Raw genomic sequence first — 12202 nt, forward strand, 5'->3', positions numbered from 1 at the left:
CCCGTGATTAGTGGAGGAAGTGTGCAGGGCGGGGACTTGCAGCGGCTGCGCCGGCTGAACTCGCTGGGCGGCATCCGCGCGCTGCGCTCGGCCCCGCAGCCGCTCACGCTGACCGAGCTGGCCGCGCTGACCGGCCTGTCACGCGGCTCCATGGGCGATGTCGTCGGCGACCTGCGCGAACGCGGCTGGGTGGCGGAGGTCGAGCCCGCGCCTGGCGTCATGGGCCGGCCCGCCCGCCGCTACCGCTTCCGTGCCGACGCCGGGCACGTGCTCGGCCTCGACATCGGCGTGCACAAGATCCTGGCGACCGTCGCGGACCTCGACGGGCGCGCCGTGGCCAGCGGCCGTACCTCGGCCGGCACCGGCACCACCAAGGACGCCCGCCTGGCCGCCGTCACCCGGGCCGTGGAGGCCGCCCTGCTCGCCGCCGGGCTCACCTACGCCGACATCTGGGCGGTGGCCGCGGGCACGGTCGGCGTGGTGGACCGCGAGGGCACGATCACGCAGGTGGAGTCGCTGCCGGACTGGGCGGGCGTGGATTTGATCGGCTACCTGTGCGCGGACTTCTCCTGCCCGGTGCTGCTGGAGAACGACAGCAAGCTGGCCGCACTGGCCGAGCAGCGCCTCGGGGTGGCCTCAGGGGTGCGCGACCTGGTGTACCTGCACGCGGGCCGCCGGCCTGGCGCGGCGCTGGTCATCAACGGAAGGCTGCACCACGGTTCCACCGGCGCCACCGGGGAGGTCGGGCTGCTGGATGTGACCGGCTGGCGCACGATGGGCGAGCACCTGGAACAGTGCCCGGTCGCCGGGGACGCGCCCGCGCGGGACGCCGCCGCCCTGGTCTTCGCCGCCGCCCGCCGGGGCGATCCGAGAGCCCTGGCGGCGGTCGAGCGGTACGCCCACGACCTGGCCATCGGCACGGCAGCCATGGTGCTCACGCTGGATCCCGAGCTCGTGGTCCTCGGCGGCGGCTTCTCCCGCTCCGCCGACGTCCTGCTCGGGCCGCTCAGGCGGGCCCTGGAACCGCACTGCCTGCGCGTCCCCGACATCCGCACGTCGGCGCTCGGCGAGGACTGCGTCGTCCTCGGCGCCGCCTGCCTCGCCCTCGACCACCTGGACGAGCGCTTCTTCTCCCCCGACGGCGAGATCGGCGCCCCGATCGCACCCCGCCGCTAGCTAGCGGCGGCCGGCGGTGCCGAGGTAGTCCGGGAGGGGCACGGTGTCGCCGATCTCCTCACCGAGCGCCTCGACCGTGTCGTCGTCGGGCAGCTGGAAGAAGAAGCGCGCCGCGGCCCGCCCGTGGGCCTGGTTGCGCTCGACGTAGGGCCGCATGACCTGCTCGTAGCGAGCGAAGGCGCCGGTGTGGTCGGCGCCCGCGGCCAGCTCGCCGGCCAGCACGTACGCCCCGATCAGCGCCTGGGAGGTGCCGCGGCCCGAGGTGGGCGCCGCGCAGTAGGCGGCGTCGCCGAGCAGCGCGACCCGCCCGGTGGACCAGCGGTCCATGACCACCTGGCTGGAGGAGTCGAAGAAGAACTCCTCGGCCGAGCGCATCGCCTCAAGCAGCCGCGGCACCTCCCAGCCCGCGCCGGCGTAGGCCTGGGCGACCAGGTCGTGCTGCTGCGCCCGGTCGCGCCGGTCGTAGGCCAGGTCGCGGGCGACGAACGACAGCCCCACCCGCAGCTCGCTGTTGCCGCGGGCGGCGAAGGTCAGCGCGCTGCGGCCGGGCGTGTTGTACATGAGCCCGGTGTGGTCCAGGCCGAGGAAGTTGTCGGTGGTGAACAGCGCACCGTAGATGCCCAGGTGGCGCAGGTAGTCCGGCTCGGGGCCGAAGGCCAGGCGGCGCACCGCCGAGTGCAGCCCGTCGGCGCCGATCACCAGGTCGAACTCCCGGTCGGGCCCGCTCTCGAAGCCTGCCCGCACGCCGGAGTCGCTCTGGTCGAGCCTGGTCACGGAGTTGTCGAAGAGGTAGGCCGTCTGCGACCGGGTCGCCTCGTACAGGATGCGGGTCACGTCGCCCTTGAGCACCTCCAGGTCGCCGGAGATGGCCTCGTCGGGGAGCGTGGCGACGATCTGGCCCGCGTCGTCGACCAGCGACATCGATCCCATCCGGGTCTGGTGCTCGCGCATGGTGTCCAGCAGGTCCATCCGCTCGAGCACGTCGAGGGCGGTGCCGCGGAAGTCGATGGCGGCGCCGCCGTCGCGCAGGCCGGGGGCCCGCTCGACGAGCGTGGTCTCGTGCCCGTGGCGGTTCAGCCAGTAGGCCAGGGCGGGGCCGGCGACGCTGCCTCCGGAAATCAGGATGCGCATGACATGTCCTCTCGAAGTCGGTGATGGGCTCACCATAGCCACGATTTGCGCATATGCGCAAGACGCTTGTCTAAGGCATGCGTGCTAAGGTTCCGACGTGGGAAATCGCGAGGATCTGATCGCCGGGGCACGCCGCTGCCTGGAGGAGAAGGGCTGGGCCCGCACGACCGTCAGGGACATCTCGGCCGCGGCGGGCGTGAGCATGGCGGCCATCGGCTACCACTTCGGCTCCCGTGAGGCGCTGCTCAACGTGGCGCTGGTGGAGGGCATGCGGGAGTGGAGTGACGAGGTCAACGCGGCGCTGCAGGCCATGGACGCCCCGGACGCGTCTCCCGCGCAGCGCTACGAGGCCATGTGGACACAGATGATCAAGTCCGTCAACGAGCACAGGACGCTGTGGATGGCCAGCGTGGAGGCCATGGTCCAGGCCGAGCACTCGCCCGAACTGCGGGAGCAGCTCGTCGGGGGCCAGCGCGAGGCGCGCGAGGGCATGGCGATGGGCATGGGCCACCAGGTCGGCTCGGTGCAGCTCGCGCTGCTGTTCGGCGTCATGTCCCAGTGGGTCAACGACCCCGAGCGCGCCCCGTCGGGCGCCGACGTGCTGGACGGACTAAGGAAGATCGTCGGGCAGTTCGACGGTTAGCGCGTAGCCGCCCTCCGCGGGGCCGGCGGCCAGGGTCCCGCCGGCCAGCCGTACCCTCTCGCGCAGGCCCGCGAGCCCGAGACCGCTGCCCGGCCGGCCGGGACGGCGGGCAGGCGGGCCGTTGCGGATCGCGATGCGGCGCGGGGCCACCTCGACGGTCACCGGGGCGCCGGGGGCGTGCTTGGCGGCGTTGGTGAGGGCCTCCTGGACCACGCGGTGGGCCAGCGCGGGGGCGGGTTCGGTCACCTGGAGCGCGATGGTCATGCCCGAGGCGCGGGCCCGCTCGACCAGCGCGTCCACGTCCTCCTCCAGCGGCGTCAGCGGGGCCGGGCCCTCGCTGAGCAGGCCGATGATCTGGCGCAGCCGTTCGGTGGCGTCCGAGGCGGCCTCGCGCAGCTGGCCCGCGGCCCTGACCTGGGATTCGTCAAGCCCGGGCGACAGCTCGAGCCCGGCGGCCCTGACCGCGATCAGGGCCAGGTCGTGGCCGAGCGAGTCGTGCATGTCGCGGGCGATCCTGGCCCGCTCCCGCAGCCTGGCCTGTGCCTCCCCCGACAGCCTGTTCTGCTCCCGCTGCTGGACCAGCCGCCTGCGCAGCACTCCCAGCAGGTACGGCACGGCATAGCTGCCGGCCAGCGCGCTGGTCAGCGTGATCCAGGCGGCGAGCCCGCCACCCCGATACAGCACGACCCCCGCCCCGGCCAGGATGATCACGCAGAACGCCGCGGCAGCCGGCCAGGCGCGGACCATCCGGCGCCCAGTGAGGTAGGCGTACCAGATCACGAACAGCGAGGCGGCGTTCAGCGGAAAGAGCTTGACCTGCGACAGCCGTACCGGCCAGGTGAGGTTGGTCGTGGCGAAGCCCTCCGTGAACGTCCACGGGCCGAGCGGCAGCAGCAGGAGCACCGCGGCCAGCGGCCACGGCCTGCCCACCAGCACGGCCGCCGCGGCCAGCACGATCCGCGGCACGGTGATCGCGGCGAACCCCGCCGGGTTCGTGAACGGGTCGGGGCCCATGGCGGCGGCGGAGATCGACAGCAGGATCCAGAGGATCACGTCGTTCACGATCTGGCGTGGGGTGGTGCGTCTCACCCCATGAAAGGTAGTGCTAGGCCCACCCTGAATGCGGATAGTCGCACTCCTGTGCCGGGGCGCGCCAACCGGTTTGATCGTAGGTGAGCGCGCACCACCCCTGACGAAAGTAGGGGGTAGTGAGTGCCGATAGTCCGATGTGCCGTGACCTGCGGAATTTCTACCTTCATGGGGTGGCAGCCCTGACCCTCCTAGGGGACGGGCCCGCGTTCGACCGGGGGCATCCCCGATGCCCCCCGACACCTCTCGCAGACAGGCTGAGAGTGCCCTAGAAGATCGGAGTGCAGGCAATGTCGCATGCCATGCTCGAGCTGGTTCAGCAGGTGATGTCGTCACCCTGGCTGTACGTCGTGCTCTTCGCGCTGGCGTTGCTCGACGGGTTCTTCCCCATCGTGCCCGCGGAGACCTCGGTGATCACGGCGGCGGTGTTCGCCGCCTCGGGCGAGACGAACCTCGCCCTGGTGATCGTCGTGGCGGCACTCGGCGCGTTCGCCGGCGACCACATCTCCTACCTGATCGGCTACAAGGGCGGGAGCAGGCTGCGCGAGCGCAAGGCGCTGGTGTGGGCCCGCGGCGCGCTGGAGGAGCGCGGCGGGATGGTGCTGGTGGTGGCCCGCTACATTCCGGGCGGCCGCACGGCGACCACGCTGACGATGGGCGCGGTCCGTCATCCCCTGCGCTCGTTCTCGTTCTTCGACGCGATCGCGGCCTCCTCCTGGGCCGTGTACTCGGGCCTGATCGGCTTCTTCGGCGGGATGGCCTTCGAGAACGACCCGATCAAGGGGCTGCTGCTCGGACTCGGCATCGCGCTGTCCATCACGGGAGCCGTCGAGGGCGTGCGCTGGATCCGCAAGCGCCGCTCGGCCACGAAGGATTCGGCAGACCGTCTCCCGGTAGACACGTCCGTTTGACCCTACCTGGCGACCATCCACCTGAAAGGAGTGCGCATGACTGTACTGGCCGCGGTGATAGCCCTGGTCGGTTCGCTGTTCTTCGCGCTCGGTGCGGCTCTGCAGCAGTTCGAGGCGGCTGGTTCGGCGAAGCAGCTGGAGCGAAGGAGCTCGGGGGGAGAGAGCGAGGGGACCGATGCCAACGAGCCCCGAAGCGGTCGCGACCATAAGCACAGCCTTTTGGCCCTGCTCCGGCGTCCCCGCTGGCTGGCGGGCGGCGCCTCCATCCTGGCCGGTGGTGGCCTGCACATCGTCGCCCTCGGCCTCGGCCCGCTCACCATCGTGCAGCCGATGGGGGTGGCCAGCCTGCTGTTCGCCCTGCCCATCGCGGCCGCGCTGCACGGCCGCAAACCCGCACGCCGGGAGCTGTCGGCGGCCGCCGTGGTGGCCGCCGGGCTCGTCGGATTGGTCCTGCTGGTTCCCCCGTCGGCAGGACCGACGTATCTCAGCCCCACGGGCCTGGCCACGCTGCTCGCGGTCGCGGGCGTCGCGGCGGTGCTGCTGTGGGCCGGCTCCAAGGTGGCCTCCCCCGCGGGGCGCGCGGCCCTGCTGGCCACCAGCGCGGGAGTGCTCTACGGCGCGACCGCGACCCTGATGCGGGTGGTCGTGGACGGCTCGTGGAACTGGTGGTACCTGCTGGCACTGCCGATCCCCGCGCTGCTGGCGCTGATGCTGCTGCAGCGGGCCTACGCGGTCGGCCACTTCGGGGTGTCCTTCGCCTCGCTGCAGATCGCCGACCCGCTCACCGCGGTGGCGTTCGGCGCCCTGCTGCTGGGTGAGCCGCTGCCCTCGGGGCTGCTCCCCGTGGCGGCGGCCGCGCTGACCGCTGCCGGAACCGTCGCACTCGCCCGAACCAGTCCCCTTGAGAACCACTGACCTCCTGGAGTTGCCGCCATGGCCATGCCGCTGCCCACCACCGCTACCGCCCAGCTCGAGCCCGTCTCCGTCCGCCCCCGACGGGTGTTGATCGCCACCGACACCTACACGCCCGACGTGAACGGCACGGCCGTGTTCACCCACCGGCTGGCCACCGGGCTGGCCGAGCGGGGCAACGAGGTGCACGTCATCTGCGCGTCCGACGCGGGGCCCGCCACGTCCGAGGTGGTCGACGGCGTGATCGTGCACCGGCTGCGCTCGGCGCCGCTGCTGGTCCACCCGACCATGCGGGTCGCGGTGCCGACGCGGCTGGACCGCCTGATGGCCGCCATCGAGCCCGACGTGCTGCACTCCCAGGGCCACTTCGTGGTCGGCAGGGCCGCCATCGGCGCGGCCCGCCGCCGGGGCACGCCGATCGTGGCGACCAACCACTTCATGCCCGACAACCTCTTCCAGTTCGGCCACATCCCCGACCGGCTGCGCGCGGCGGCGGGCCGGATGGCCTGGCGCGACTTCGGGCGGATCTTCGGCAGGGCCGACCACGTCACCACGCCCACCCCGCTGGCCGCCGGACTGCTGGCCGACCAGGGCTTCGACAGCCAGGTGGAGCCGGTCTCCTGCGGCATCGACCTGAGCCGCTTCCACCCGCACGCCGAGCCGAAGGCCTGGGCGCGCAAGTCGTTCGACCTGCCTGACCTGCCGACCGTGCTGTTCGTGGGCCGGCTCGACGAGGAGAAGCACCTCGAGGAGCTCGTGCGCGCCATGCCGTACGTCCTCAACGAGACCGAGGCGCAGGTGGCCATCGTCGGGCAGGGCAACCAGCGGATGCCGCTCGAGCGGCTCGCGCACAAGATCGGACTCGGGGAGCGGGTGCGCTTCCTCGGCTACGTGCCGGACGAGAAGATGCCGCAGGTGTTCGCCGCGGCCGACGCGTTCGCCATGCCGAGCATCGCCGAGCTGCAGAGCATCGCGACGCTGGAGGCCATGGCCACCGGGGTGCCGGTGGTGGCCGCCGATGCGATGGCGCTGCCGCACCTGGTCAACGGCAACGGCTTCCTGTACACCCCCGGCGACGTGATCCAGCTCGCCAGGCACCTGACGACGATCCTGACGGACGACGAGCTGCGTACCCGGATGGGCAAGGCCAGCCGCGAGCTCGCCCTCACCCACGACCACCAGAGCTCGCTGGCCCGGTTCGAGCAGATCTACGATGAGGTGGCCCGATGAGCGGTACGGGTACGAACTGGGCCGCCGTCGGGGGCGGGCTCGTGGCGGCGACCGCGCTGGGCTACGCCGAGTTCGCCCTCCCCCGCCAGGCGCTGATCAGCGACTACGCGCTCGTCCCCGGCGGGACCCTGCCGGTCCTGGTCGGCATGCTGGCCCTGGCCTTCGGCTGCGTCATCCTGGCGTACGGCATGGCCGCCCGCGAACCCGCCCGCACCGCGGCCACCCGGCTGCTGCTCCTGGCCGCCGGGGCCGGATTGATGCTCAGCGCGGTGTTCCCGACCGACCCGGGCGGCGCGGCCATCAGCACGCTGCCAGGAGAGATCCACCGCTGGTCGTCGGCCGTCGTGTTCACCTCGCTGCCGGTCGCCGGCTGGATGCTGGCCCGCGGCCGCACCCCGGCTCCGCGCTGGAGCTGGGTGCGCTCGCTCAGCATGACCTCGGCGCTGACACTGGCGGTGTACCTGGCGGCCCATCCGGCCTCGTTCACCTCGCCGCTCATCGGCGGGTCGGCCTACTACGGGGTGCTCGAGCGGGCGCTGGTGCTGGCGGAGATCGTGCTGCTGACCACCATGGCGATCGCCACCACCCGCTCCCAGATCACGGCCGGTCAGGCCACCGTGCGGCTGTCCCGTGACCTGCCCCCGAGCGACGAGGCTTCCGGCGGTTCGCGGGACCGGGTCGCCGCCTAGCGGGGATGCTTCGACGGGCGGCGAAACTTCCCTGGCATAGCGTGAGAGCCATGGACATCACACGTCATGCCGAGGCCACGGCGGTGCTCTCCGACACCCGCTACATCCCGCCGCCGGTACCCCAGGGTGCCCCACGCGGAACGCTGGCCTGGCTGCGCGCGCAGGTGTCGCGCTTCGCCACCGGCGAGGTCCACGCGGCCCGGCGCGCCCTGGTGTCCGAGCAACTGGCGATGCTCGACCCGGACGCCCTGCGCAAGGCCGCCAGGACGGCGGCGGCGGACGGGCGTGACTGGAGCGGCATCCCCACCGCGGTGCTGGGCCAGGCACTGGGCGTCACCGACGATCGCCTGCTCCCCGCCGTCGAGGCCGCCTCCACCGGCTACCTGTCGGGTGAGACCAGCCGGGAGACCGACGCGGCGGTGGCCGTACTCCTCGAGCTGCTCGACGCCGGCGACGAGGCGACCACCGTGGCCAGGATCAGCCTGCTCCTGCAGGGCCACGCCGCGACGCAGGGGCTCGTCCGCAACGCGCTTGCCCACGCCGAGCCCGGCGACCCGCCCATGGAGCTGCTGCACGAGACGCTGCGCCACGATCCGCCGCTCAAGGCCACCCGCCGCCTCGACCGCGAGACGGGCCAGGACGTGACGATCGACCTGGTCAGTGTCAATCACGACCCCGCCGTCTTCCCCGAACCCGGCCGGTTCGACCTGCGCCGCGGGCAGACGCCCCACCTGACGTTCGGGTACGGTGTGCGTCCCTGCCCCGGCTCCGATCACGCCCTCGCGCTGGCCGCGGGCATCCTGGAAGGACTCCTGCCATGACGTTCCGAGACCTGCACCGCGCGGGCGATCCGCTGCTGCTGCCCAACGCCTGGGACTACGGCTCGGCCGCGATGCTGGCCGCGCAGGGGTTCCCCGCGATCGGCACGACGAGCCTGGGCGTGGCCGCCGTGCACGGCAAGCCCGACGCCGCCGGCGCGACCAGGGCGGAGACGATCGAGCTGGCCGAGTCAATGAAGGACCTCGGCGTGTTCGTCACCATCGACATCGAGGGCGGCTTCAGCGACGACCCTGCCGAGGTCGGCGAGCTGGTGGCGGGCCTGGCGGCACTCGGCGTGGCCGGGGTGAACCTGGAGGACGGCCGCCCCGACGGCACGCTGCGCCCGATCGAGCTGCACCAGCGCATCATCGAGGCCGCGATGGGCCACGGCGTGTTCGTCAACGCGCGCACCGACACCGCCTGGCTGAAGACCGGCGACACGCTGGAGCGGGTGCGCGCCTACGGGCACGCCGACGGCGTCTTCGTGCCCGGCCTGACCGGTCTGGCCGAGATCGCGGAGGTCGTCGAGGCCACGGACCTGCCGCTCAACGTCCTCTACCAGCCCGCGGGCCCGACGCTGGCCGAGCTGGCGGGGGTGGGCGTGGCCAGGGTGAGCACCGGCTCGCTGCTGTACCGCGCCGCGCTGCACGGCGCGCTCGCCACGCTGCTGGCCATCCAGGACAAGGCCGCCCCTGCCGTCCCCAGCTACGGGGAGATCACCGCAATCCTGCCGGCCCCCTCATCAGAGTCGGCCTGACCGGATCGCCCTCCTACCGGCGAACCCGGATAATCGACGCATGCGGGTGGAGATCCTGGGACCCACCAGGGCCCTGGGCGCGGACGGCCGCGAGGCGGCGCTGGGCGGGCCGCGCGTGCGCGCGCTGCTGACGCTGCTCGCCCTGCACGCCGGCCGCATCGTCACCACCGGCCAGCTCATCGACGGCCTGTACGGCGAGCACCCGCCGGAGGGCGCGGCCAACGCCCTGCAGTCCCAGGTGTCCCGGCTACGCAGGGCGCTGGGCAGGGACCTGATCGAGTTCCACCCCGGCGGATACCGGCTGGCGCCAGACGGGAACGAGGTGGACGCGCACCGCTTCGAACGCCTGGCCGCGGCGGGCCGGCGGGCGCTGGACTCCGGCGACCCGCGGGCGGCCGCCGGGCTGCTGCGCGAGGCGCTCGACCTGTGGCGGGGCGCCGCCCTGGCGGACGCGCCGCACGCGACGGCCGCCGCCTCCCGGCTGGAGGATCTGCGCCTGTCCGCCCTGGAGGACCGCGTCGAGGCGGAGCTGGAGCTGGGACTCCACCGTGAGATGGTGACCGAACTGCGCCGCCTGCTGGACGACCACCCGCTGCGCGAGCGTCCCCGCGCCCAGCTCATGCGCGCCCTGCACGGCGGCGGGCGCCAGGCCGAGGCCCTCACTCTCTACGAGGAGGGCCGCCGCCTGCTGGACGACGAGCTCGGCGTCACCCCCGGCCCCGACCTGGTCCAGGCCCACCTGGCCATCCTGCGGTCCACCCCCGCCGAGCCGCCGGCGCCCGGTCACAGGCGGGGCATGCGCGCGCAGCTGACCAGCTTCGTGGGCCGCGCGGCGGAGCTGGACCAGGTGGGCGGGCTGCTGGCGAGCACCCGCCTGGTGACCCTGGTGGGGCCGGGTGGCGCGGGAAAGACGCGGCTGGCCGCAGAGGTGGCCGAGCGGGCCCGCGGCGATGTCTGCTTCGCCGGGCTGGCCCCGGTGATCGAGGCGGCCGAGCTGCCGCACGCCGTGCTCGCCGCGCTGGACGTCAGGGACGGCGTGATCGTCAGTGGCCGCGGCCAGCCGCCGCGCGACCCGGCCGACCGGCTCGTCGGCGCGCTGTCCGGGCGCGAGGTGCTGCTCATCCTGGACAACTGCGAGCACCTGGTCGCGGCCGCCGCCGATCTGGCCGACCTGCTGCTGGCCGCCTGCCCGGGCCTGCGTGTGCTGGCCACCAGCCGCGAGGCTCTCGGCATCGTCGGCGAGACGATCGTGCCGGTCTCGCCGCTCAAGCTGCCGCCGCCCGACGCGGCGAACCCGCTCGACTACCCCGCCGCCCGGCTCTTCGCCGACCGGGCCGCCGCGGTACGGCAGGGCTTCACCATCGACGCGGGCAACGCCGCGCTGGTGGCCGCCGTGTGCCGGGCCCTGGACGGGCTGCCGCTGGCCATCGAGCTGGCCGCCGCCCGGCTCCGCACGCTCTCCCTGGAGGACATCGCCACCCGGCTGGACGACCGGTTCGGGTTGCTGGCCCGCGGCAGCCGTACCGCACAGCCCAGGCATCAGACGCTGCGCGCGGTGGTGGCGTGGAGCTGGGACCTGCTGGACGCCGACGAGCAGCGGATGGCCAGGCGGCTGACCGTGTTCGTGAACGGGGCGAGCCTGGAGGCGGCCGAGCGAGTGTGCGGGCTGCCGGAGGAGGTGCTGGCCTCGCTGGTGGAGAAGTCGCTGGTGGAGCTGGTGGGCGGGCGCTACCGGATGCTGGAGACGATCCGCGCCTTCTGCGCGGAACGCCTGGCCGAGGCGGGCGAGACGGACACGATCAGGCAGGCGCACACCGGCTACTACCTGGACCTGGTGACCGCCGCGGACCCGCACCTGCGCACGCGCGAGCAGCTGGAGTGGCTGGCGCGGCTCGACACCGAGTCCGACGACGTGTACGCGGCGCTGCGCTGGGCGGTCGAGTCGGGACGGGTGGAGCCGGCGCTGCGGCTGGTGGGGCAGGCCGCCTGCTACTGGTGGATGCGCGGTCACCTGATCACCAGCTCGGGCCTGGCCGCCGATCTGCTGCGCCGGCTCGACGGGCCGCCCGGCGGGCTGACCGAGGAGTACGCGATGTGCGTGCTGATCGCCTCCTGGGGCAACCGGCCCGACGAGACGATCCGCGCCCGGCTGGACCGGCTGCCGCAGCTCGTCTCGCCGACGGACAACCTGACGGCCGGGCTGGAGTTCCTGACCATGCTGCTGTCGATGTTCACCGGGCCGCCCGACGACTACGAGCAGGCCATGCGGGACATGGACAGGATCAAGCCGATGCTGCCGCCGTGGACGTCGGGGCTCACCCACTCGGGGATGGCGTTCCTGCTGCTGGATGCGGGCCGCATGGACGAGGCGGAGGCCGAGTTCGAGCACGCGCTGGCCGTCTTCGAGTCGCTCGGCGAGCGGTGGGGCATGACGATGGTCCTGGGCGGGCTGGGCGACCTGGCCTACTCGCGAGGCGACCACCGCAGGGCGCTGTCGCTGACCTCCCGGGCGCTCGAGCTGTCCGAGCAGCTCGGGGCGATGGTGGACATGGCCGAGTACCTGTCGCGCAGGGCCGACAGCATGCGCCACCTGGGCGACAGGGACGCGGCGGAAGCCGGATACCTGCGGGCGCTGGAGCTGGCCCGCCGTACCGGCGACTCCGATGGGATGGCCAGGGCGCACCTGGGGCTGGGCGAGGTGGCGGCGCTGCGCGGCGAGCCAGGGCGGGCGCGGGAGCTGATGGAGCAGGCGCTGGCCGAGTGCCGGCAGGGCTGGTTCGCCTCGGAGGAACTGCGCGAGCGCATCACCCAGGCGCTGGCGAACCTGGTCAGCGCGCGGTAAGCG

General features: G+C 73.2%; 11 protein-coding genes. 9 read left to right on the plus strand and 2 right to left on the minus strand.

Annotated elements, in window-relative coordinates:
- Positions 1-21: 21 nt before the first annotated feature.
- The gene (locus ACIBHX_RS37380; protein ID WP_397072166.1) at positions 22-1176 is read left to right on the plus strand and encodes an ROK family protein; all 1155 of its coding nucleotides are present in this window, start codon (positions 22-24) and stop codon (positions 1174-1176) included.
- Here the strand turns inward: ACIBHX_RS37380 and ACIBHX_RS37385 are convergent, their stop codons facing one another.
- Entirely contained in the window at positions 1177-2307 is a 1131-nt protein-coding gene (locus tag ACIBHX_RS37385) for an FAD-dependent monooxygenase (protein ID WP_397072167.1), read from the minus strand.
- Positions 2308-2404: 97 nt separating this feature from the next.
- Here ACIBHX_RS37385 and ACIBHX_RS37390 point away from each other — a divergent pair, with 97 nt between their 5' ends.
- The gene (locus ACIBHX_RS37390; RefSeq protein WP_397072168.1) at positions 2405-2950 is read left to right on the plus strand and encodes a TetR/AcrR family transcriptional regulator; all 546 of its coding nucleotides are present in this window, start codon (positions 2405-2407) and stop codon (positions 2948-2950) included.
- Here the strand turns inward: ACIBHX_RS37390 and ACIBHX_RS37395 are convergent.
- The gene (locus tag ACIBHX_RS37395; protein ID WP_397072169.1) at positions 2918-4039 is read right to left on the minus strand and encodes a sensor histidine kinase; all 1122 of its coding nucleotides are present in this window, start codon (positions 4037-4039) and stop codon (positions 2918-2920) included. The genes ACIBHX_RS37390 and ACIBHX_RS37395 overlap by 33 nt on opposite strands.
- Before the next feature lie 302 nt (positions 4040-4341).
- On the opposite strand from ACIBHX_RS37395, the gene ACIBHX_RS37400 reads away from it, so the two are divergent.
- From ACIBHX_RS37400 to ACIBHX_RS37430, 7 genes are read left to right on the plus strand one after another with little or no spacing between them, the layout of a single operon-like run.
- The gene (locus ACIBHX_RS37400; protein WP_397072170.1) at positions 4342-4950 is read left to right on the plus strand and encodes a DedA family protein; all 609 of its coding nucleotides are present in this window, start codon (positions 4342-4344) and stop codon (positions 4948-4950) included.
- A 36-nt stretch (positions 4951-4986) separates the two neighbouring features.
- Entirely contained in the window at positions 4987-5865 is an 879-nt protein-coding gene (locus ACIBHX_RS37405; RefSeq protein ID WP_397072171.1) for a DMT family transporter, read from the plus strand.
- A gap of 18 nt (positions 5866-5883) precedes the next feature.
- Entirely contained in the window at positions 5884-7092 is a 1209-nt protein-coding gene (locus ACIBHX_RS37410; RefSeq protein ID WP_397072172.1) for a glycosyltransferase, read from the plus strand.
- Complete coding sequence (locus tag ACIBHX_RS37415) at positions 7089-7781, plus strand: DUF998 domain-containing protein (protein WP_397072173.1); 693 nt, start codon at positions 7089-7091, stop codon at positions 7779-7781. The genes ACIBHX_RS37410 and ACIBHX_RS37415 overlap by 4 nt, the downstream gene beginning before the upstream one ends.
- A gap of 50 nt (positions 7782-7831) precedes the next feature.
- Positions 7832-8602, plus strand: coding sequence for a cytochrome P450 (locus tag ACIBHX_RS37420; protein ID WP_397072174.1), 771 nt, complete (start codon positions 7832-7834; stop codon positions 8600-8602).
- Entirely contained in the window at positions 8599-9357 is a 759-nt protein-coding gene (locus tag ACIBHX_RS37425) for an isocitrate lyase/phosphoenolpyruvate mutase family protein (protein WP_397072175.1), read from the plus strand. Before ACIBHX_RS37420 ends, ACIBHX_RS37425 begins: the two co-directional genes overlap by 4 nt.
- A 40-nt stretch (positions 9358-9397) precedes the next feature.
- The gene (locus ACIBHX_RS37430) at positions 9398-12199 is read left to right on the plus strand and encodes a BTAD domain-containing putative transcriptional regulator (protein WP_397072176.1); all 2802 of its coding nucleotides are present in this window, start codon (positions 9398-9400) and stop codon (positions 12197-12199) included.
- The last annotated feature ends 3 nt before the right edge of the window (positions 12200-12202 follow it).

It is taken from the genome of Nonomuraea sp. NPDC050536, from assembly GCF_044457685.1.
Classification (GTDB): Bacteria; Actinomycetota; Actinomycetes; order Streptosporangiales; family Streptosporangiaceae; genus Nonomuraea.